Origin of the sequence: Microbacterium sp. NPDC089987, from assembly GCF_044748505.1 — a bacterium.
Taxonomy (GTDB): Bacteria; Actinomycetota; Actinomycetes; order Actinomycetales; family Microbacteriaceae; genus Microbacterium.
In genome coordinates this window covers 85,466-105,564 of the sequence record NZ_JBIVGE010000003.1, presented here as the reverse complement: position 1 = coordinate 105,564, position 20,099 = coordinate 85,466, and the positions used below count along the sequence as shown (strand labels likewise).

Genomic DNA, 20,099 nt, shown 5'->3' with positions numbered 1-20,099 from the left:
TCAAACGCTCGTAGCCTGGAGGAGTGCCACGTCGAGTCGACGATTACCGCGGCCTCACTCAGCCGAGCCGCCTGCGTCTGCTGCGCGCCGTGCAGAGTCATCCCGGACTGCGCGTGGGCGAGCTCGCCGAACGGTGCGGGATGCCGCTCAACACCGTGCGCGACCACCTGCGGGTGCTGGTGCAGGAGGGCCTCGTGCGCGAGGAGCGACTGCAGGTGGGCAGCAGGGGCCGCCCGCCGATCGCCTACCACGCGGTACGCGAGGCGGATTCGAACCCCGCTGCCCGCCGTCGCGTCGACGGCGCCCGTCGGCGCGGTGCACTGCTGCGCGCGGTGACCACGCAGACTCCCGGCGAGGCGTCGACGGACGCGGACGAGGATGCCGAAGCGCAGCTGGATGTGCTCTACGAGCACCTCGACGACGCCGGCCTCAGCCCTGTTCTCGACGAGTCGGCGCTGCGCTTCGAGATGCTGCCGTGCCGCTATCGCGGCATGATCGCGCAGGACCAGGCGACGGTCTGCGGCATGCACGCGCGCCTGGTGCGTGACACGCTGGCGCAGGTGGACGGCCCGCTCGAGGTCGAGCGGCTGGAGCCGTTCATCACCGAGGAGTCCTGCGCGCTGCTGCTGCGACGTGGCGAGCACCGCGACTGAATCGGATTGGACTCGGACTCGGTCAGCCCAGCGCGGCGGCGAGACTGCCGATGCGATCGGTGATCCGGTCGCGCACCACGTCGGCAGGGACCGTGGGCGCTCCGTCACCGGCCTGCGGGCCGTAGGCGCCGAACGACGCGTGCGAGGCGCCGGCGATCTCGACGAGCTCGGCGTCGTCGGGCAGCAGATGCCTGGCATCCGCGATCTTGTCGGGCGTCGACAGCCCGTCCTCGCTCCCGGACAGGCTCAGCACCGGCATCCGGGAATCCGACAGATCGTTCGCGCAGTACGAGGCGAACAGGACCAGGGCATCGGCGTCCGGCGCCAGCTGGCAGGCGCGCACCCCGCCCAGCGAGTGCCCGCCGACCATCCATGAATCCACGTCCGGGGCGGCCGAGGTGAATGCGTCGAGTCCGCGCGGATCGAAGAACGCGAGGTTCAGCCATGGGCGGGTGATGACGACGGTGAGTCCGTCCTCCGCGGCGAGATCCTGCAGCGTCGCGATGTATCCCTCTGGCTGCACCTTCGCACCGGGGATGAACACGAGGCCGATCTCCGACCCGCCCTCGGCAGGGGAGAGGACGATTCCCTCGGGCGCATCCTCGATCCTGATCGACGGGTTCGCCTCGGCCTGCGCCAGCGGATCCGACTCCGCTGACATCACCCCGACCTGCGTCCAGACGAGGGTGCCCGCGAGGATCAGAACGACGAGGGCCGCCAGCGACAACAGGATCCGGGAGAGGATGCGCTTCGCGCGCGTGACGGGCATGCGTCCAGGCTATCGGCGCTGAGCGCTCGGCCGGCACGCAGGTCAGGTGAGCAGGGACGCCGTGGCGCGGCCGAGCATCACGAGCGTGCCCGCCCAGGCACACAGCAGCATCGCCCGGCGGGCGAGGGCGAGCGGCACACGCCGCGCGGCGACGGCGCCGAGCAGGATCCCCGCGGCCGTGCACGCGGCGAGCACGGTCAGCTCCAGAGGTGCGATCTCCGGCAGGCCGCGCAGCGGAACCGAGGCGACTCCGTAGCCGAGGAAGATGACCTGCGCGCTGGCCGCGAAGCGCCGCTGCGACCAGTCGTCGCCCAGGGCGAAGGATGCCAGCGCCGGGCCGGACAGCCCGCTGGAGGCGTGCATGAATCCGGCGATGAGTCCCGCTCCGATCGCGCCCGGACGGCCGCGCACGTTGCGGGCGACCGCTCCGAGGTGCTGCGCGCTGAGCGCAAGCACGCCCATCGCGCCGATGAGGAGCAGCAGCGCGGTCTCAGGCAGCGCGGCCGCGGTGAGCGCACCGAGGGGAGCCGCGGCGAGCCCGGCACCGAGCAGCCACAGGGTGCGAGGCCAGTCGACATCGCGCCATGCGCTGGGCACGGCGAAGAGCGAGGCGATCACCGCGAGGAACACGGCGATCGTCACGCCCTCGACCGGGCCGTACGCGAGCACGATCGGGCCGATCAGCACCAGCACGAACGCCAAGCCGGTGACACGTTGGATGACGGCCGCGACGATCGTCGCGGCCGCGATCAGTGCCAGCACTCAGCGTCGCGCCGCGAGAAGATCCCGCACGGCGGCTTCGAGGTCGGTGACAGCGGCCGCGGCATCCGCAGAGCTGTCGCCGCGGGCATCGATGTACACCTTGAGCTTGGGCTCCGTGCCGCTGGGACGCACGATCACACGCGAGCCGTCGTCGAGGCGGTAGCGCAGCACGTCTCCGACGGGCACACCTGCGGCACCCGCAGCCAGGTCCTCGGCCGAAGCGACCGAGCGGGCGCCGAACGCCGCAGGCGGCTGGGCACGCATCGCCGCCATCGTCGCGCCGATCAGCGCCAGGTCATCGACGCGCACCGGCACCTGGCCGCTCGCGAAGTGACCGATCTCAGCGCCGAGCTCGTCGAGCAGACCCGCGATGCCGGTGCCGCGCACCCTGGCCTCGGCGGCGAGTCCGAGCAGCGCGATCGCAGCGGAGATGCCGTCCTTGTCGCGCACGGTGTCGGGGTTCACCAGGTAGCCGAGCGCCTCCTCGAAGCCGAACACCATCCCGGGCGCGCGGGAGATCCACTTGAAGCCGGTGAGCGTCTCGTGGAAGTCGAGTCCATAGCGCTCGGCGACCGCGCCGAGCCCGGGGGAGGAGACCAGCGAGCAGGCGAGGGATGCCCCCGCCGTGCCCTGCGCGGACCGTGCCGCGCGCCAGCCGAGCAGCAGTCCGATCTCGTTCCCGGTCAGCCGGCGCCAGCCGCCGACGGCTGCAGCATCCGGGATGGCGACCGCGAGACGATCGGCGTCGGGGTCGTTGGCGATGACGAACTCGGCATCCGCCTCCCGCGCTCGCGCGAAAGCGAGATCCATCGCGCCCGGCTCCTCCGGATTGGGGAACGAGACGGTGCGGAAGGTCGGGTCGGGATCGCGCTGCGCGTCGACGATGCGCGGTGCGGGGTAGCCCGCCGCCTTCACGACGCGCGAGAAGGTCTCCCAGCCCACCCCGTGCATGGCCGTGTACACCCAGCGCATCTCCTGCACGCCGAACGGCGCGGGAGCGACGGCGGCGGTTGCCGCGATGTATGCCTCGACGACGTCTTCGCCGGCGAGCTCGTAGGCATCCGACCGGGGGAGCAGACCCACGTCGCCGGCATCGGCGACGCGCTGGATGTGCGCGGCGATCTCGGCATCCGCGGGCGCGACGATCTGCGATCCGCCGTCGTCCCCGCCGAGGTACACCTTGTACCCGTTGTCGTTCGGGGGGTTGTGGCTCGCGGTGACCATGATCCCCGCATCAGCCTGCAGGTGACGCACGGCGAACGCGAGCACCGGCGTCGGCAGCAGCCGAGGCAGCAGGATCGCGCGCAGGCCGGCGCCGGCGAGGATCTCGGCGGAGTCGAGGGCGAAGCGGCGGGAGTTGCGCCGGCCGTCGTAGCCGATGACCACGGTCGGCCTCGTCGTGCTGCGCTGCAGGAGGTAGCCGGCGAAGCCGGCGGCCGCCTGAGTGACGAGCACGCGGTTCATGCGGTTGCTGCCCGCACCGAGCTCGCCGCGCAGGCCCGCGGTGCCGAAGGCGAGCCGTCGGCCGAAGCGGTCCTCGATGTCGGCCAGAGCCGCGGCGTCACCGCCGGCGGCGCGGGTGATGATCCCGGCGAGCTCGTCGCGGGTCTCGGCATCCGGATCCTGTCGCAGCCAGGCACGCGCCTGGGAGAGTCGCTCGCTCACAGCGCCTCGATGACTCGGGCGAGCAGCGCGGAGATCACGGGCTCTGCCTCGCGGCCGGCCTCGATGACCTCCCCGTGGCTGAGCGGGGTCTTCTGGATGCCCGCGGCGAGGTTCGTGATGAGCGAGAAGCCGAGGATCTCCATGCCGGCCTCCCGGGCCGCGATCGCCTCGAGAGCGGTGGACATGCCCACGATGTGGCCGCCGATCGCCTTCGCCATCTGCACCTCTGCCGGCGTCTCGTAGTGCGGACCGCGGAACTGCGTGTAGACGCCCTCGTCGAGGGTGGGATCGATCGTGCGGGCGATCTCGCGCAGGCGGATCGAGTACAGATCGGTGAGGTCGACGAAGGTCGCGCCCTCGAGCGGCGAGTCGGCGGTGAGGTTGATGTGATCGCTGATGAGCACGGGCTGGCCCGGCTTCCACGTCTCGCGGATGCCGCCGGCGCCGTTGGTGAGCACCATGATCGCCGCTCCCGTGGCTGCGGCGGTGCGCACCGAGTGCACGACCCGGCGCACGCCGTGGTCTTCGTAGTAGTGGGTGCGTGCGCCGATGACCAGCACGTTCCTGCCGCCGGGGGTGCGGATGCTGCGCAGCGTGCCGACATGCCCCTCGAGCGCGGGCTTGGAGAAGCCGGTCACCTCGGTGGCGGGGATGGTGGCGACGGTCTCGCCGATCAGCTCGGCGGCCTTGCCCCAGCCGGAGCCGAGGGTCAGAGCGATGTCGTGATGGTCGACCCCGGTCAGACGAGCGATGTCGGCGGCGGCGTCGGCGGCCACGGCGAACGGATCGGCCGTCGGGTCGTCCAGGGGGTTGAGGGAGTTGTCACGCATGTCTCCACTCTAGGAAGGTGGCAGGGCGGGAGCCAGGATTGCGGAAGAATGGAGTTCATGTCTCAGACTTCCTTCGCGAACAGGCAGAGCGTCGCCGTCCTCGGCGGCGGCCCCGGTGGGTACGAGGCGGCGCTCGCCGCCGCGCAGCTGGGAGCGGATGTGACGCTCGTCGAGCGCGTGGGCGTGGGCGGATCTGCCGTGCTCACCGATGTGGTGCCGTCGAAGAGCCTCATCGCCACTGCCGACGCGGCGGTCGCCATCGCCGGCGCGACCGACCTCGGCGTGCAGTTCTACGCGCGCGGCGCCGACGACAGGCCGCTCAAGCCCGAGATCGCCATCAACCTGGCCGCCGTCAACAAGCGCCTGCTGGCGCTCGCCGGTCAGCAGTCGGAGGACATGCGCGCCACCCTGCTCGAGGCCGGCGTGCGCATCCTCTCCGGACACGGCCGCCTCGAGGGCCCCAATGCCATCGTCGTCGCCACGGGCCCCCGCGGCACGGACTTCGACCGCGTCGAGGCGGACACCGTCATCGTGTCGGTGGGCGCCTCGCCGCGCGAGCTGCCCTCGGCCAAGCCCGACGGCGAGCGCATCCTGACCTGGACCCAGCTGTACGACATGAAGGCGCTTCCCGAGCACCTGATCGTCGTGGGCTCGGGCGTCACGGGTGCCGAATTCGCGTCGGCGTACATGAACCTCGGCGCGAAGGTCACGCTCATCTCGAGCCGCGACCAGGTGCTGCCCGGTGAGGACGAGGACGCCGCGAAGGTGCTGGAGAAGGTGTTCACGCGCGGCGGCATGCAGGTGCTCTCCAAGTCGCGCGCCGACAGCGTGCAGCGCACCGACGACGGCGTGCTGGTCACCCTCTCCGACGGACGCACCGTCGAGGGCAGCCACTGTCTGATGGCCGTCGGATCGATCCCGAACACCGCCGGCATCGGCCTGGAGGAGGCGGGCATCGAGCTCACCGAGGCCGGTCACGTTCGCGTCAACCGAGTGGCGCGCACCTCGGTGCCCAACGTCTACGCCGTCGGCGACTGCACGAACTTCTTCCCGCTGGCATCCGTCGCATCGATGCAGGGGCGCACCGCGGTCTTCCACGCTCTGGGCGACGTCGTGATCCCGCTCGAGACGCGCAAGATCACCGCCAACATCTTCACCGCACCCGAGATCGCCACGGTCGGCTACTCCGAGCAGGACGTCGCGAACGGCCAGGCCGACGGCATCGCCCACAAGCTGCCCCTGGCGGCCAACCCGCGCGCGAAGATGCTCGGCATCAAGGACGGCTTCGTGAAGATCATCGCCCTGCGCGGTTCGGGAACGGTGGTCGGCGGCGTGATCGTCGCGCCACGGGCATCCGAGCTGATCTACCCGATCGCGATGGCGATCGAGCGCCGGCTCACCGTCGACCAGGTCGCGCGGGTGTTCGCCGCCTACCCCTCGCTCACCACCAGCATCACCGACGCGACCCGTGCGATGCACGCGGTCGGCGTCGTCTGACTCCGCTCGGCAGACGACCTATGACGGACCCGAGCACGCTGCCACGGCTGCGGGAATGGCCGGCGAGATGGGGCGATAGTCGGCGCCGGCGCAACACCGGCATGCTGGGGCTCGGCCTCGCCTTGTTCGTGCTCGCGGGCGCCATGATCGGATTCTCGAGGGGCGCCGAAGGTCCACTGTGGTCCGGCGCCGTCGTCGCCCTGTTCGGGCTCACGGCGTTCGCCGTGGCCGCTCGCCGTCCGTTCCTGAAGGGACGCGCCAGACTGGTCGACGCCGCGAGCCTGACTCGTGAGTCCGTGGGAACGCTCGATGTCCGCGTGCACTTCCTGTTCGAGCGGCGCCCCGGTGTCGTCATCCTCCTGCTCTGCGTCATCTGGGCGCTCGTGCTGACGACCGCGACCGTCGTGGCGATCGGGATCGGGGTGTCCGGCCGGCCGGAGGCCTTCCTGGGAGTCGCCGTGCTCGCAGCAGCGGCTGCGCTCTTCGTCTTCGCAGCCGTTCGCGCGGCGATCACCCAGTACCGCGCGGATTCTTTCGGGCGGCGTCCGCTCGGGGTGGGGATCGGCGCCCACGGCCTCATCCTGCTTCGCGCGACCGAGACCCTCTATCTGCCGTGGAGCGCCCTCCGCGGAGTGGAGGCTGATCCGACCGAGCCCCGCAGGGGGATGGACCAGCTCCCGCTGATCCGCCTGCGCGTCGATCCGGCCCGCGTTCGCGCATCGGGCGGGACGCGGGTGCCTGCCACGGTCACCGTCGCCCCAGCGATGCTGAGGGCGCACCCGCAGCTTGTATGGTCAGTGCTGCGCGGCTTCCACGATTCGTCCTCGGCACGCGCGGTGCTCGGCACACCGGCGGGTGAGCAGCTGCTCGACGAGTGGGCAGCGGCCGCGCCGAGTGCCTGACGTGACGTCCCGGCGCCGCCGACTGCCCGTTGTCGTCAGCTGATCGTCAGCAGCTGGTGACCCGCCGACACCGTGGTTCCCGGGGTGGCGTCGATGCTGCCGACGACGCCGTCCTTATGCGCCTGCAGCGGCTGCTCCATCTTCATCGCCTCGAGCACGACCACGAGGTCGCCCTTGACGACCTGCTGGCCCTCTGCGACGGCCAGCTTGACGACGGTGGCCTGCATGGGCGACTTGACGGCGTCGCCCGACGCTCCGGCGTTGGCGGTCGCCGTGTGGCTGCGCCGCGACGGCGGGACCGCCGCCGGACGACCGGCGGTTCCCGCGACGGGGGCGACGACACGGTCGGGCAGGCTCACCTCGAGGCGCTTGCCGGAGACCTCGACGACGACGGTGTGACGGCCAGGCGCGGGGGCGGGCTCATCGAGCTCACCGTCCCAGGCGGGGATGTCGTTGACGAACTCCGTCTCGATCCAGCGCGTGTACACGCCGAACTCACCGTCGGCGGCGACGAACGCGGGGTCTCTGACGACCTTGCGGTGGAAGGGGAGCACGGTCGGCATGCCCGCCACCTCGAACTCGTCGAGAGCCCGACGCGAGCGCTCGAGCGCCTCGGCGCGGTCGCGGCCGGTGACGATGATCTTCGCCAGCAGCGAGTCGAACGCCCCCGACACGGCGTCGCCGGCGGTGACGCCGGAGTCGAGACGGATGCCGGGGCCGCCGAAGGTCTTGAAGACGTTGATCGGTCCGGGCTGCGGCAGGAACCCGCGACCGGGGTCTTCGCCGTTGATGCGGAACTCGATCGAGTGGCCCTGCGGTGCCGGGTCGTCGTAGTCGATCGTGCCGCCGGCGGCGATGCGGAACTGCTCGCGCACGAGGTCGATTCCGGTGACCTCCTCGGAGACAGGATGCTCGACCTGGAGGCGCGTGTTCACCTCCAGGAACGACACGGTGCCGTCGGCGCCGATGAGGAACTCGCAGGTTCCGGCGCCGACGTAGCCGACCTCCTTGAGGATGGCTTTGGACGCCGAGTAGAGCAGATCGTTCTGCTCGTCGGTGAGGAAGGGCGCAGGCGCCTCCTCGACGAGCTTCTGATGACGGCGCTGCAGCGAGCAGTCGCGAGTGGAGATGACCACGACATTGCCCTCGGCATCGGCCAGGCACTGCGTCTCGACGTGCCGGGGCTGGTCGAGGTACTTCTCGACGAAGCACTCGCCACGGCCGAAGGCCGCGACCGCCTCGCGGGTGGCGGACTCGAACAGCTCGGCGACCTCGTCGAGCTCGCGGGCGACCTTGAGGCCGCGCCCGCCGCCGCCGTACGCCGCCTTGATGGCGATCGGCAGGCCGTGCTCCTTGGCGAAGGCGATGACCTCGTCGGCGCCGTCGACCGGTCCCGGGGTGCCGGGGGCGAGCGGTGCCCCCACCTTCTCGGCGACGTGACGGGCGGTCACCTTGTCGCCGAGCGCTTCGATCGCCTCGGGGGAGGGGCCGATCCAGGTCATGCCCGCGCCGATGACGGCGCGCGCGAATTCCGCGTTCTCGGCGAGGAATCCGTATCCGGGGTGCACGGCGTCGGCTCCGGCGCGACGCGCGACGGAGAGGACCTTGTCGATCTGCAGGTACGTTGCTGCGCTCGTCGCCCCGTCGAGGCTGTAGGCCTCATCGGCGAGACGGGCGTGCATGGCGTCGCGGTCCTGGTCGGCGTACACGGCGACGGAGGAGATTCCGGAGTCCCGGGCGGCACGGATGATGCGTACGGCGATCTCGCCGCGGTTCGCGATGAGCACCTTGGCGATATCAGGCATGGGCTTCAGCCTAGCGAGGTCGGCGCAGATCCTTTTGACGACTCTCCACAAGAAATACCGCTATCCGTTAGGACTGCGACCACAAATCGGTCCACACGACGCCGAGCTCGCGTGCCAGCCGGCGCAGCGTTGACAGCGACATGCCCACGACCGTCGACGGATCCCCCTCCACGCGCGTGATGAACGGCCCGCCGAGACTGTCGACGGTGAACGCGCCCGCCACGTGCAGCGGCTCGCCGCTGTCGATGTACGCCTCGAGCTCGGCATCCGTCACATCGGCGGCGAAGGTGACCGCCGCCTCGGCGACGGCGGTCGCCTCGACCGGCTCGAGGTCCGGCCCGACGCGGAACACCGAGTGCCCGGAGTGCAGGATGCCGGTGGCGCCGCGCATCTGCTGCCAGCGCTCACGCGCCGCCTCCGGCGTGTACGGCTTGCCGTGCACCTGCCCGCCGATCGCGAACATCGAGTCGCCGCCGATCACGATGCCGTCGAAGCGCGGATGCTCGGCGTGGATGCGGTGCGCGACATCGGCGGCCTTCGCGCGGGCGAGCAGAAGAACCAGCTCATCCGGGGCGAGCGCCGCGCTCCTCTCGGCGGTCGCAGCGGCGGCGACGGCGTCCTCGTCGACCGCAGGCGCCACGATGAGCGGTTCGATGCCCGCCTGCCGCAGCAGCATCAGACGGGCGGGGGAGGTGGATGCCAGGCACACGCGCATGCACCCACGCTAACCGGTGAGATCCCAGGGGTGTGTGGAATCCTGGAGGGATGACCTCTTCTGCGCGCACGCTCGACCTCGACATCACCGGCATCGCGCACGGCGGCACCTTCATCGCCCGCCACGAGGGGCGCGTCGTGTTCGTGCCCGACGCCATCCCCGGCGAGCGCGTGCGCGCCGAGGTCACCGAGGGGGAGGACGGCAAGCGGTTCTGGCGTGCCGAGACCCGCGAGGTGCTCCATGCATCGCCGCACCGGCGCGACCATGTCTGGGCCGAGGCCGACGTCTCCCGCGCTCCGGCGGATCGGGTGGGCGGCGCTGATCTCGGGCACATCGATCTGGCCCATCAGCGGGTGCTGAAGCGACAGGTGCTGCAGGAGGCGCTCGACAAGTTCGCCGGCACCGGGATCACCGCGCCCGCCGTGGAGCCGGTCGACCAGGGCGATGGAACCGGCTGGCGCACCCGCGTCTCGCTGCACGTCGACGCCGACGGTCGCGTGGGGCCGTACGCGGCGCGCAGTCACCGCGTGATCGACGTCGCCACACTGCCGCTGGCGCGCTCGGCCGTCGAGGCGGCCGCCTTCGGCCTGCGCTCGCAGAAGCCGGGCCGGGTCGACCTGGTGGAGGCGGGCGACGGACGCGTGCGGATCCTGCCGCGACCCGAGGGCGCGCGTCGCGGACGCTCCGAGGTGGTGTTCGAGCAGGTGGGCGGGCGCCGGTTCCAGCTCGACGCGGCCGGATTCTGGCAGGTGCACCCCCGCGCCGCGGAGACGCTGCACGGCGCGGTCGGCGAGGCGCTCGCCGGGCGGGTGGATCCGGATGCCACGCACTTCGATCTCTACGGAGGCGTCGGGCTGTTCGCGGCGACACTCGCCGCACACGGCGCGAGCGACATCATCACGGTCGAATCGGACCGGCGCGCGACCGAGCACGCGGCCGCCAACCTCGCCGACGTCGACGTGCACGCGGTCACCGCGCGTGTCGACCGCTTCCTCTCCGGCATCCCGGACGAGACGCGCGCGGGCGCCGTCGTGCTCGATCCGCCGCGCGCCGGAGCGGGACGCGGCGTCGTCGAGGCGATCAGCGCGCTCGGACCTGAGGCTGTCGTGTACGTCGCCTGCGACCCGGTCGCGCTCGCGCGCGATCTCGGCACCTTCCGCCAGCTGGGCTGGGGTGTCGACTCGCTGCGGGCCTTCGACCTCTTCCCGCACTCGCACCACTTCGAGGCCGTCGCGCTGCTGAGCCGCTGACGGGCTCGGGAACGGCCCGCCCCCCTGCACTCGGTAGGCTGACGGAATGAGCACCGTCGCCCTCATCGACGACCACGAGTCCGTCCGCCTCGGCCTGGAAGCCGCATGCCTGCGCGAGGGCGACCAGCGCGTCGTCTTCTCGGGCGGGACGGTCAAGGAGTACCTGACCTGGCGTTCGACATCCGGCGCGCCGCCGGTGGACGTCGTCGTGCTGGATCTGACCCTCGGTGACGGCACGACCGTCACCGAGAACGTCGCGACGCTGGTAGCCGACGGCGCGAGCGTCGTCATCCACAGCGTCGCCGATCGGCCCGCCTCGGTGCGCGAGGCGCTCGCGGCAGGAGCCGCCGGGGTGGTCAGCAAGTCGTCGGCGCTCGGTGAAGTGCTCGACGCCATCCGCACCGTCGCGCGGGGGGAGGCGCTGAACAACGTCGAGTGGGCCAGCGCCGTCGATGGTGACCGCGAGTTCGCCGACGCGCAGCTGTCGACCCGGGAGCGCGAGGTGCTGCGGCTGTACGCTGCCGGGCTGCCGCTGAAGGCCGTCGCGGAGCGGCTCGGGGTCGCGTACTCGACCGCCAAGGAGAACATCACGCGCATCCGCGTGAAGTACGTCGAAGTCGGGCGCCCGGCGCCCACGAAGGTGGATCTCCTGCGCCGCGCCATGGAGGACGGGATCGTCGAATCGGATGGTGCGCCGAGTGACGGCTGACAGGTCCACTGACAGCGACGCGATCAGCCAGGCATGGACGAGCCTCCCGTCGCCTGGGGAGGTGGGCGTCGGTATGGAGCGCTTCACCGGGCGTCGTATGGAGCGCATTCTGGCGACGGTCGGCGGAATCGGTTCGACGGCCCTGGGCGCGCAGGCGCTCTTGGGGGCTCTGAGCCGCATCGACCTCCTGGACGGGCCTCATCTGGCGGTCATGGTGATGGTGTTCGGACCACTGCTGTGGATGATCGTCGCATGCTTCTCAGGACGGTGGATCAGTCAAGCGTGCGGTTCGTTCGCGGTGCTGTACGTCGTGGCCTTGGCGATCTGGCCGGTCGTGGTCGATCTGAACGTGAACGAAGCCGAGAGTCAGCCATGGATCTTCTTTCTGGTGAACATCGGCGTGGTGGCGGCGCTGCTCGCTTTCTCGCCTCGGCTGCAGTTCCTCTGGGCGATCGGTCTGCCGTTCGTCTACGGCTACGTTCGTCTCGTCCAGGGCGGTTTCGAGCAGAGCTACTGGATCACGACAGCGTTCGACGTGTCGTTCACGCTCATCCTGGGCTCGGTGATCGTCTCACTGGGATGGATGTTCCGCCAGGTCGCCGCAGGTGTGGATGATGCGCGAGCGCGAGCTGTCGAGACATATGCGGAGGCGGCAGCCGCGTCCGCCGCCGAGGAGGAGCGCATGGCGATGTCGGCCCTGATGCACGACAGCGTGCTCGCGGCGCTGATCAGCGCAGAGCGCGCCGAGAGCCCGCGTGAACGAGCGCTGGCGGTCGCTATGGCGCGCGAGGCTCTCACCAGACTCGCGAACACCGAGGCCGCGATTGCACAGGAGGGCAGTGACGCCCCCGTTGCTCGCTCGCGGATCGTGGCGGAGCTGCGACGGACTCTGTCCGAGCAGGGCGCCGATGCTGTCGTGGAAGAACGCGGCGTACCGGTGACGATTCCCGGCCGGGTCGCACGCGCCATGGTCCTCGCCGCGCGACAGGCGATCAACAACGCGGTGCTGCACGCGAACGGGCGGGGCCTTCACGTCATTGTCGAGTCGCCCGAGGAGGGTCGGCTGACCATCGCCGTCTCCGACACCGGACCAGGGTTCGACCCCGGCGCCATCGGTGAGGATCGGCTGGGAATCCGAGCGTCCATCGTCGCGCGTATGGCGGCGGTGGCTGGAACCTCCAATATCATCACGGACTCCACAGGAACCACCGTCGAACTGGGCTGGCAGGAATCATGAAGCGAACAGTCCGGAGCATGACAACTGCTCTCGCGCTCGGGTTCGCCATCTATTTCGCTGCCCGCGGCATCTGGTGGGTTGATCAGCCGGCGAATCCGCTGCTGATGATCGCCGGAATCCTGCTGTTCATCGCGGCGATGCTCGTGGCTGTGCTCTCTGGTGCGTCGCAGAGTATGAGAATGCCCCTTTGGGCCGGAGCGTTCGTCGTCGGCGCCGGCGCTGCCGTGCCGTCTCTGGTCAGCCTGTCGCTGGATCCGTCGATGCGGGGCGCTCCGTTCGCGACCTGGTACATCGGCGCGACAGGCCTGCTCAGCGTGGCCTGCGTCGTACGGCGGCGCTTCTTTCTCGGATGGACCACCCTGGGCATCTTGATCCTGTCCGCGGGGATGTACATGGGCCTTGAGAAGGCGCTGACGCTCGGTCTGGTGGGGTCGATAACCTGGGCGGTCATCGCACAGGTGCTCGTGCTGTTCTGGGGCAGGGCGGTTCGCGATACCGATCGGCTGACGGATGTTCAGCGGGGAGTGTCCGCGTGGCACGCTTCGCAGCTCGTGCGTCAACGTGAGCGGAGAGTGCGCACTCAGCGCGCTCTGGTCATCGCCGGCCCGGTGCTCTCGCGAACGGTTGCGGCGCGGGGGGAGATCACTGAGCAGGAGCGGCTCGAAGCTCGTCTGGCCGAGGGGACGCTCCGAGACGAGCTGCGCGGTGCGATCCTGATCAACGATGCCGTCAGGTCGATGATCAAAGATGTGCGCCGGCGCGGCTCGACCGTCACCGTATTCGACGAAGGCGGCCTGGAGGGGATCGACGAGGAGCGGGTCGGCGAGATCCGCGATGAACTCGCCGCCATACTGGCCAGCGCGCACTCTGATCGAGTCATCATACGAGCGGGCCGTGACGACACGAACGCCGTCACGGTCGTCGGACGCAGCGCGAACGGCACGAGCGACGACGCCGTCGACCTCTGGCACGAGATCCGCCGCGTGGCGGAATGAGAGAGGCGAGGGGCGGCAGGTCTGCCGGCCCCTCGCCAGGTGCGGAACAGCTACCCGAAAACTGTCCGCTGGTGGGCGGTGCTGCGTCTGTCTACCCTGGGGACAGAGCAGCCGCCTAACGCGAAGCGTCTCTATCAGTGTCTCGGCCCGCAAGCGGCCTGTCTGTAGGTATTTCGGGGGACAAGCTATCCCGCATTCCGAGATATCAGTCCTGCGAGCTTCGCTCAGCCCGAGCTTCGCCCAGCCGAGAACCGGCTCAGCCCGAGAACCGGCCCCAGGGGATGTCGCGGCGAAGCGGGCGGCGGATGCCGCGCTGTGTGCGCTGCCACGCCGAGACGCGCGGCACATCGGCGACGGCCTGGGCGGACTCGTGCGAGTACGCCTCGGCGACGACGGCGATGAGAGCCGCGAGCTCCTCCTCGGTGGGGTTGCCGCGGACGATCTCCATGCGCGGGGTCTCGTCGGAGTCGGTCACAGCGGGATGTTCCCGTGCTTCTTGGGCGGCAGCTCCGCGCGCTTGCCGCGCAGCGCGCGCAGCGACTTCGCGATCGCGACGCGTGTGCTCGCCGGCTCGATGATGCCGTCGATCTCGCCGCGCTCGGCCGCGAGGAAGGGGCTGGTGACGCTGTAGGTGTACTCGTTGGCGAGGCGCGTGCGGACGGCAGCGACGTCCTCGCCGGCCTCCTCGGCCTTCTTGATCTCGCCGCGGTAGAGGATGTTCACGGCGCCCTGACCGCCCATCACCGCGATCTCCGCGGTCGGCCACGCGAGATTCACGTCGGCGCCGAGCTGCTTGGAACCCATCACGATGTACGCGCCGCCGTAGGCCTTGCGGAGGATCACGGTGACCATGGGCACGGTCGCCTCGGCGTACGCGTAGATGAGCTTGGCTCCGCGGCGGATGACACCCGTCCACTCCTGGTCCGTGCCCGGCAGATAGCCGGGCACGTCGACGAGCGTGACGATGGGGATCGAGAACGAGTCGCAGAAGCGCACGAAGCGGCTGGCCTTCTCACCCGCCTCGATGTTGAGCGTGCCGGCCATCTGCGACGGCTGGTTGGCGATGATGCCCACAGAGCGGCCCTCGACACGTCCGAAGCCGATCACGATGTTCGGCGCGAACAGAGGCTGCACCTCGAGGAACTCACCCTTCGCCTGTCCTGAGCCTGTCGAAGGGTCGACCACGTGCTGGATGACGGTGTGGATGTCGTAGGGCTGGTTGGGGGAGTCGGGGATGATCTTGTTCAGCACCTGATCGGCATCCGTCGTCTCCCACTCGAAGGGCGAGTCGTAGGCGGGGATCTCGGCCATGTTGTTGTCGGGCAGGTAGCTGAGCAGGGTGCGCGCGTAGTCGAGAGCGTCGTCCTCGTCCTCTGCCAGGTAGTGCGCGACACCGGACCGGGTGTTGTGCGTGAGCGCGCCGCCGAGTTCCTCCATGCCCACGTCCTCACCCGTGACGGTCTTGATGACGTCGGGGCCGGTGACGAACATCTGGCTGGTCTTGTCGACCATGATGACGAAATCGGTGAGCGCGGGGCCGTACACGGCGCCGCCGGCCGCCGGGCCCATGATGATCGAGATCTGCGGGATGACGCCCGACGAGCGCGTGTTGTGGCGGAAGATCTCGCCGTACTTGCTGAGCGCGAGCACGCCCTCCTGGATGCGGGCTCCGCCCGAGTCGAGGATGCCGATGATCGGCATCCCGCCCTTCAGCGCGAACTCCATGATCTTGATGATCTTGTCGCCGGCGACCTCGCCCAGCGAGCCGCCGAAGGTGGTGAAGTCCTGCGAGTAGACGGCGATGGTGCGGCCGTGAATGGTGGCGACGCCGGTGACGACCGAGTCGCCGTACGGACGGTTGCGATCCATGCCGAACGAGGTCGTGCGGTGACGCACGTACTCGTCGAACTCGACGAAGCTGCCCGTGTCCACCAGGAGCTCGATGCGCTCGCGGGCGGTCATCTTGCCCTTCGCGTGCTGCTTCTGCTGGGCGATCTTCTCGGGCTCGAGAACCGCATCGGTGAAGCGCGCGCGGAGATCCGCGATCTTGGCGGCGGTGGTCGAGAGGTCTGGCGTGTCCGTCACGGATTCCACACTAGCGCCGGGGCCGGTTCCGCTGTTGGATGCTCGCCACAACGGAACCGGAGATCCTTTGGGTATCGGCGCGCGCGGTCTCGCTGTCAGTCCTTGGGGCTCCAGCTGCCGCCGTTCTGCCAGAACTGGCTGATGTCGTCGAGCGGGCGCCCCTTCGTCTCGGGGGCGAGTCGCAGCACGAAGAAGAACGCGGCGACGGCCATCGCGCCGAGGATCACGAACGCGACGGTGCCGCTCTGCTCGAGGACGGGCCGGAAGGCGACCCCGATGATGGCGTTCGCGGTGAGGTTCGCCGTGAGCATCACGCTCGCGCCGAGCGAGCGGAGGTGCGAGGGCATCGACTCCCCGGCGTACACCCACACCAGCGACCCGAACCCGAACGTGAACCCCGCCGTGAAGAGCACGAGGCCGATGAACCCGAGCACAGTGAGCGCGCCGTCGAACGAGCCGCCGCCGACGGCGAAGACGCCGATGAGCAGGGCGTTGGCGACGATCATCACGGCGATGCCGATCAGCAGCACGGGGCGGCGGCCCATCCGGTCGATCACCGCGAGCGAGATGAACACCGCGATGAGCCCGGCGACCTGAACGAGAGCGGACAGTCCGAGCTTGGTGACGTCGTCGGTGTAGCCCATCGACTCGAAGATCGCCGGGCTGTAGTACACGATCGCGTTGATCCCGGTGATCTGCACGAAGAATCCGAGGCCGACGACGAAGATCGTGGCGCGCAGGTACGGTCCGCGCAGCAGATCCCGCCAGCCGGATGCTCGCGCATTGGCGAACCCGGCGGTGATCGACTCGACCTCCTCATCGACATCGACGGCGGGCCCCTCGATGCGGGCGATGGTCCGACGGGCGTCAGCGAGGCGTCCCTTCATCACGTACCAGCGTGCGGTGTCGGGCAGCCGCAGCAGCAGGATCGTGATGATCAATCCCGGGATCGCGGCGACCCCCAGCATCCATCGCCAGCTCTGCGCCGGTGCGAGAGCCATCGCGATCAGATAGCCGAGGATGATGCCGACGACCGTCGCGACCTGGTAGAGCACGAGGAAGGCGCCGCGCTGCTTGGTGGGGGCGGACTCGGCGACGAACACCGGCACGACCACCACCGAGACGCCGATCGTGACACCGAGCAGGAAGCGTGCGATCACGAGTACCAGGAGGGTCGGAGCGATGCCGCTGAGCAGCGAGAACAGGGTGAACGTCGCGGCGACCAGCACCATGGTGGGCTTGCGGCCGATGCGGTTGGCGAGCGCGCCGCCGAACAGCGCTCCCGCGATCTCGCCGAAGACGACGGTGCTCGTGACCCAGCCCTCGGCTGTCGCGTCGAGGTCGAAGTCCTCGCGCAGGTAGAGCAGCGCGCCACCGATGTTCGAGGAGTCGTAGCCATAGATGATGCCGACGGTCGCGGCGGCGACGCCCACCAGCAGGGCGAGTCGAGAGATGCGCGGTGTCTCGGTCGATGCGTGCATGAGGACCTTCCTGGGGGAGAAGTCTGACTCTGGCGAGAATGGTGGACGGTGGTCTTGGTGTCAACCTGTGCTCCTGCGGGCCGACAGCGGAGTACGCATGCAGGCTGGTTCATAAATGCGTGCGGTCGAGATGCCCCGCGCCGGGATGCTGGACGGATGAGAGCCGCCCGATCACGAGCATCCGAGATGGTCGGGATGCGCGTGCGGGAGCTGCGAGCGAAGCGCACGATCAGCCGCGCGAAGCTCGCGGAGCGCGCCGACATGGATGTCTCGCACCTCGCGCGGATCGAGAGCGGAGCCGGCAACCCCACGCTGTTCGTGCTGATCCAGCTCGCCACGGCGCTCGAGGTGGACGCGTCGAGCTTTCTCGCAGGGCTCACCGCAGCCGACCTGCCCGAGGAGATCAAGCCCTACTCCGAGTCGGATTTCCGTCGCGAGCTGCGCCGCCGCGAAGACGAGAACTGATCCGCTCGCACCCGCGTCTGACTGTCCTGCCACTGTGGCGCTTCGCCTCGGACCGCCCAGCCACCAGGCATCCGCCGTCACACGACGAATCGCCACACGTACTCCAGCCCGTCCAGCTGTCGGAACCAGGCGATCGAGACCACTGCCTCGTCTGGATCCGACGCGCACAGGCACAGCTCGACGGTCTCGCCGGCCAGCACCTGCCCCCACAGGTCGACCACCTGGTGGTGGTCGACGTCGTCGCGGAAGACGCGCACGAAGTCGACCGCCTCGCGACCCGCGTTGAGCACCACGGGGTGCGTGCGGTCGCGTCGGCTGATGACCCACGGCACGCAGTACGCGACCGGGGGAGCGGGTTGTTCCGGATCGAGGGGATGCAGCATCCCGTCACGCTAGGAAGGAGGTCGGACCCCGCACTCCGGATCGCGACGACGGCGCCCGAGCTGTGCGCAACTGCCGCGCACTACTCCTCTGTGGAGGGTGACTCGACCTCTCGCGGCGAGCGACGGAGCTTCGATCCGAGGAACCGGGCGCCGTTCAGCATCCGGGTCTCGATCTTCTCGCTTCCCGCTGACGGCTCGAGCTCTGCGGGGAGGGTCGCGGGAGCGGTGCCGAAGGCGCGACGGGCGGTCGTCAGCACCCGCCGCCCGAGAAGGTGGTTCCCCGCTCCGCCCACGACCGCGCCGACACCGAACGGCAGCGCCTTGCCGAGGATGGACGCGCCGCCGCGCTTGGCGAACTGGCGGATGAACGCTGACTTCAGCCGATCGACGATGGGGCCGATGGCTGCGCGCGGCAGCGACTTCGTCACCATCTCACCCCAGTACGACGAGCGCGTCCCGCCGCTTCCCGCCGCCTGCCGAGCGAGCTGCGAGACCAGATCCACGCCCTCCTTGCCGAGCATGAGCGTCATGACCAGCGCGCGCGCACGTTCGGGATTGTCGACCGCGATGCCGTGCACCTCGGCGACCGACTGCGCGAACAGCGCCGTCGACTCCATGAAGCCGATGGTCTCAACGCCCGACAGCGCGAGAGTGATGCCCGTGCCGATGCCGGGCACCACGGCTGTGGCGCCCACCGCGGCACCGCCGGCCGTGACGGCGGCGAGGTACCGGGCCTCGAGTGCTCGCACGATCTGCTCGGGTGTCGCGTCGGGATGACGGCGACGGATGCTGCGGATGTGCGCCACGACCAGCGGGCGCTGCACGCCCATCACCCGATCAAGGCTGCGCACACTGAGCGGATGCTCCGTCGAGCCGACCGGCGGCACGGGACCGTCCCAGGGGGAGTCCTCGGGGAGCGAGTGGATCTTGTGGACCTTCTCACGCATGCGGCGATCCTATGCACCGCGCCCGCGAGAAAGCCGAAAGCCCCGACCCCTTGACAGGGCGGGGCTTTCGACTCTGCTCGAATCCGGTCACACGAAGAGGTTCGCGCGCTCCAGATCCTCCGCGAAGTCGACCTCGACCGCGTACAGATCGGAGACGTCCATCGGCTCGAGCAGCAGGCCATCCTCGGCGATGGCGAGCTCGAGGCCGCGCTCGAAGTAGTCCTGATCCTCGACGCGCTGCAGCTGGCGCATGAACGCCTTCTTGTCACGCGACGAGATGTAGTTGATGCCGACCGCCTCGCCGAGGCCGCCCTTGACGGTCTTCGACAGCTCGTCGATGTAGCCCTCGGCGGTGACGGTGTACTTGACTTCCTCGTCGCTCACCTTGGAGGTGTTCACCGTGACGAACGACTGGTCGCGCTCGATGAACTCGATGGCACGGCCGAGGATGCGCGGGTCGAACACGACGTCGCCGTTCATCCAGAGCACGCCGCCCTTGCCGGTGGCGTTCAGCGCGCGCAGCAGGCTCTTCGACGTGTTGGTCACGTCGTAGCGCTCGTTGTGCACGTAGTTCGCGGCGGGGAAGGCCTCGATGATCGTCTCGGCGCGATAGCCGACGACGGTGGTGATGCGTGCGCTCTTGCCGAAGGCCGCGCGGATGTTGTCGTGCTGCTGGCCCATGATCGTGCGGCCGTCGCTCAGCTCGGTGAGCGGCTTCGGCAGGGCGCGACCCAGGCGCGAGCCCATTCCGGCTGCGAGGATGACGGTCTGAAGAGTCACGGAATCTCCTAAGAAAGAACTGTGTTCGCTGTCGGTTCACCGACGGGACACCTCTTCGTGCCTCCGCAATGCTACCGACCGCTGCTGAGAGACACCGGGGGGAGGCGGTCCCGTTGTCCTTTCGTGATCGATTGCACACGTTTCTCCCAGAGAGCCACAAGGGGGTTGC

General features: G+C 69.6%; 20 protein-coding genes. 8 read left to right on the top strand and 12 right to left on the bottom strand.

Translation table 11 applies throughout. The features are described 5' to 3' along the window. Positions 1–23 precede the first annotated feature (23 nt). The gene (locus ACIPV2_RS13355; RefSeq protein ID WP_400842020.1) at positions 24–653 is read left to right on the top strand and encodes a helix-turn-helix domain-containing protein; all 630 of its coding nucleotides are present in this window, start codon (positions 24–26) and stop codon (positions 651–653) included. Between the two features lie 22 nt (positions 654–675). Here ACIPV2_RS13355 and ACIPV2_RS13350 read toward each other — a convergent pair whose 3' ends face one another. The 4 genes from ACIPV2_RS13350 to ACIPV2_RS13335 are packed head-to-tail and all read right to left on the bottom strand — an operon-like array spanning position 676 to position 4,679. Continuing rightward, positions 676–1,422, bottom strand: coding sequence for an alpha/beta hydrolase (locus tag ACIPV2_RS13350; protein WP_400842018.1), 747 nt, complete (start codon positions 1,420–1,422; stop codon positions 676–678). Positions 1,423–1,464: 42 nt separating this feature from the next. Continuing rightward, on the bottom strand, positions 1,465–2,184 hold the full coding sequence (locus ACIPV2_RS13345; protein ID WP_400842016.1) for a TSUP family transporter: 720 nt from the start codon (positions 2,182–2,184) through the stop codon (positions 1,465–1,467). Next, the gene (locus ACIPV2_RS13340) at positions 2,185–3,849 is read right to left on the bottom strand and encodes a phospho-sugar mutase (protein WP_400842014.1); all 1,665 of its coding nucleotides are present in this window, start codon (positions 3,847–3,849) and stop codon (positions 2,185–2,187) included. It lies immediately after the preceding gene. Continuing rightward, complete coding sequence (locus ACIPV2_RS13335) at positions 3,846–4,679, bottom strand: purine-nucleoside phosphorylase (protein WP_400842012.1); 834 nt, start codon at positions 4,677–4,679, stop codon at positions 3,846–3,848. The genes ACIPV2_RS13340 and ACIPV2_RS13335 overlap by 4 nt, the downstream gene beginning before the upstream one ends. Before the next feature lie 48 nt (positions 4,680–4,727). On the opposite strand from ACIPV2_RS13335, the gene ACIPV2_RS13330 reads away from it, so the two are divergent. Further along, positions 4,728–6,176, top strand: a complete 1,449-nt coding sequence (locus ACIPV2_RS13330; protein WP_400842010.1) for an NAD(P)H-quinone dehydrogenase — start codon at positions 4,728–4,730, stop codon at positions 6,174–6,176. A gap of 20 nt (positions 6,177–6,196) precedes the next feature. Beyond that, the gene (locus ACIPV2_RS13325; RefSeq protein ID WP_400842008.1) at positions 6,197–7,078 is read left to right on the top strand and encodes a hypothetical protein; all 882 of its coding nucleotides are present in this window, start codon (positions 6,197–6,199) and stop codon (positions 7,076–7,078) included. A gap of 35 nt (positions 7,079–7,113) precedes the next feature. Here ACIPV2_RS13325 and ACIPV2_RS13320 read toward each other — a convergent pair whose 3' ends face one another. Then, on the bottom strand, positions 7,114–8,883 hold the full coding sequence (locus ACIPV2_RS13320; protein ID WP_400842007.1) for an acetyl/propionyl/methylcrotonyl-CoA carboxylase subunit alpha: 1,770 nt from the start codon (positions 8,881–8,883) through the stop codon (positions 7,114–7,116). A 67-nt stretch (positions 8,884–8,950) separates the two neighbouring features. Next, positions 8,951–9,598: a Maf family protein gene (locus ACIPV2_RS13315; protein ID WP_400842005.1), complete on the bottom strand. Its 648-nt coding sequence runs from the start codon at positions 9,596–9,598 to the stop codon at positions 8,951–8,953. A gap of 50 nt (positions 9,599–9,648) precedes the next feature. Here ACIPV2_RS13315 and ACIPV2_RS13310 point away from each other — a divergent pair, with 50 nt between their 5' ends. From ACIPV2_RS13310 to ACIPV2_RS13295, 4 genes are all read left to right on the top strand, one after another. After that, positions 9,649–10,848, top strand: a complete 1,200-nt coding sequence (locus tag ACIPV2_RS13310) for a class I SAM-dependent RNA methyltransferase (RefSeq protein ID WP_400842003.1) — start codon at positions 9,649–9,651, stop codon at positions 10,846–10,848. 46 nt (positions 10,849–10,894) lie between these two features. Further along, positions 10,895–11,557, top strand: coding sequence for a response regulator (locus tag ACIPV2_RS13305; protein ID WP_400842001.1), 663 nt, complete (start codon positions 10,895–10,897; stop codon positions 11,555–11,557). 61 nt (positions 11,558–11,618) lie between these two features. Further along, positions 11,619–12,794: a sensor histidine kinase gene (locus tag ACIPV2_RS13300; RefSeq protein WP_400841999.1), complete on the top strand. Its 1,176-nt coding sequence runs from the start codon at positions 11,619–11,621 to the stop codon at positions 12,792–12,794. Between the two features lie 17 nt (positions 12,795–12,811). After that, positions 12,812–13,789, top strand: a complete 978-nt coding sequence (locus ACIPV2_RS13295; RefSeq protein ID WP_400841997.1) for a hypothetical protein — start codon at positions 12,812–12,814, stop codon at positions 13,787–13,789. 256 nt (positions 13,790–14,045) lie between these two features. Here the strand turns inward: ACIPV2_RS13295 and ACIPV2_RS13290 are convergent, their stop codons facing one another. The 3 genes from ACIPV2_RS13290 to ACIPV2_RS13280 form a co-directional block, all read right to left on the bottom strand. Then, positions 14,046–14,237, bottom strand: coding sequence for an acyl-CoA carboxylase subunit epsilon (locus tag ACIPV2_RS13290; RefSeq protein WP_400842210.1), 192 nt, complete (start codon positions 14,235–14,237; stop codon positions 14,046–14,048). Between the two features lie 23 nt (positions 14,238–14,260). Then, the gene (locus ACIPV2_RS13285) at positions 14,261–15,883 is read right to left on the bottom strand and encodes an acyl-CoA carboxylase subunit beta (protein ID WP_400841995.1); all 1,623 of its coding nucleotides are present in this window, start codon (positions 15,881–15,883) and stop codon (positions 14,261–14,263) included. An 86-nt stretch (positions 15,884–15,969) separates the two neighbouring features. Continuing rightward, complete coding sequence (locus ACIPV2_RS13280) at positions 15,970–17,355, bottom strand: sugar porter family MFS transporter (RefSeq protein ID WP_400841993.1); 1,386 nt, start codon at positions 17,353–17,355, stop codon at positions 15,970–15,972. Positions 17,356–17,511: 156 nt separating this feature from the next. On the opposite strand from ACIPV2_RS13280, the gene ACIPV2_RS13275 reads away from it, so the two are divergent. Then, a complete protein-coding gene (locus ACIPV2_RS13275) occupies positions 17,512–17,820 on the top strand; it encodes a helix-turn-helix domain-containing protein (protein WP_101188294.1) in 309 nt (102 codons plus the stop codon). A 77-nt stretch (positions 17,821–17,897) separates the two neighbouring features. Here the strand turns inward: ACIPV2_RS13275 and ACIPV2_RS13270 are convergent, their stop codons facing one another. The 3 genes from ACIPV2_RS13270 to ACIPV2_RS13260 all read right to left on the bottom strand — a co-directional run bounded on the left by ACIPV2_RS13270 (position 17,898) and on the right by ACIPV2_RS13260 (position 19,930). Further along, the gene (locus ACIPV2_RS13270; RefSeq protein ID WP_400841991.1) at positions 17,898–18,203 is read right to left on the bottom strand and encodes a hypothetical protein; all 306 of its coding nucleotides are present in this window, start codon (positions 18,201–18,203) and stop codon (positions 17,898–17,900) included. Positions 18,204–18,283: 80 nt separating this feature from the next. Next, a complete protein-coding gene (locus ACIPV2_RS13265) occupies positions 18,284–19,150 on the bottom strand; it encodes a hypothetical protein (RefSeq protein WP_400841989.1) in 867 nt (288 codons plus the stop codon). An 87-nt stretch (positions 19,151–19,237) separates the two neighbouring features. Beyond that, positions 19,238–19,930, bottom strand: a complete 693-nt coding sequence (locus ACIPV2_RS13260) for an NTP transferase domain-containing protein (protein ID WP_101188292.1) — start codon at positions 19,928–19,930, stop codon at positions 19,238–19,240. Positions 19,931–20,099 lie beyond the last annotated feature (169 nt).

Bases quoted from the DNA above. Each gene is read 5' to 3' on its own strand.
- ACIPV2_RS13265 (WP_400841989.1), bottom strand. From the start codon at position 19,150: ATGCGTGAGAAGGTCCACAAGATCCACTCGCTCCCCGAGGACTCCCCC.
- ACIPV2_RS13270 (WP_400841991.1), bottom strand. From the start codon at position 18,203: ATGCTGCATCCCCTCGATCCGGAACAACCCGCTCCCCCGGTCGCGTAC.
- ACIPV2_RS13310 (WP_400842003.1), top strand. From the start codon at position 9,649: ATGACCTCTTCTGCGCGCACGCTCGACCTCGACATCACCGGCATCGCG.
- ACIPV2_RS13315 (WP_400842005.1), bottom strand. From the start codon at position 9,598: ATGCGCGTGTGCCTGGCATCCACCTCCCCCGCCCGTCTGATGCTGCTG.
- ACIPV2_RS13335 (WP_400842012.1), bottom strand. From the start codon at position 4,679: ATGCGTGACAACTCCCTCAACCCCCTGGACGACCCGACGGCCGATCCG.
- ACIPV2_RS13305 (WP_400842001.1), top strand. From the start codon at position 10,895: ATGAGCACCGTCGCCCTCATCGACGACCACGAGTCCGTCCGCCTCGGC.
- ACIPV2_RS13290 (WP_400842210.1), bottom strand. From the start codon at position 14,237: ATGGAGATCGTCCGCGGCAACCCCACCGAGGAGGAGCTCGCGGCTCTC.
- ACIPV2_RS13325 (WP_400842008.1), top strand. From the start codon at position 6,197: ATGACGGACCCGAGCACGCTGCCACGGCTGCGGGAATGGCCGGCGAGA.
- ACIPV2_RS13350 (WP_400842018.1), bottom strand. From the start codon at position 1,422: ATGCCCGTCACGCGCGCGAAGCGCATCCTCTCCCGGATCCTGTTGTCG.
- ACIPV2_RS13295 (WP_400841997.1), top strand. From the start codon at position 12,812: ATGACAACTGCTCTCGCGCTCGGGTTCGCCATCTATTTCGCTGCCCGC.
- ACIPV2_RS13320 (WP_400842007.1), bottom strand. From the start codon at position 8,883: ATGCCTGATATCGCCAAGGTGCTCATCGCGAACCGCGGCGAGATCGCC.
- ACIPV2_RS13280 (WP_400841993.1), bottom strand. From the start codon at position 17,355: ATGCACGCATCGACCGAGACACCGCGCATCTCTCGACTCGCCCTGCTG.
- ACIPV2_RS13275 (WP_101188294.1), top strand. From the start codon at position 17,512: ATGAGAGCCGCCCGATCACGAGCATCCGAGATGGTCGGGATGCGCGTG.
- ACIPV2_RS13330 (WP_400842010.1), top strand. From the start codon at position 4,728: ATGGAGTTCATGTCTCAGACTTCCTTCGCGAACAGGCAGAGCGTCGCC.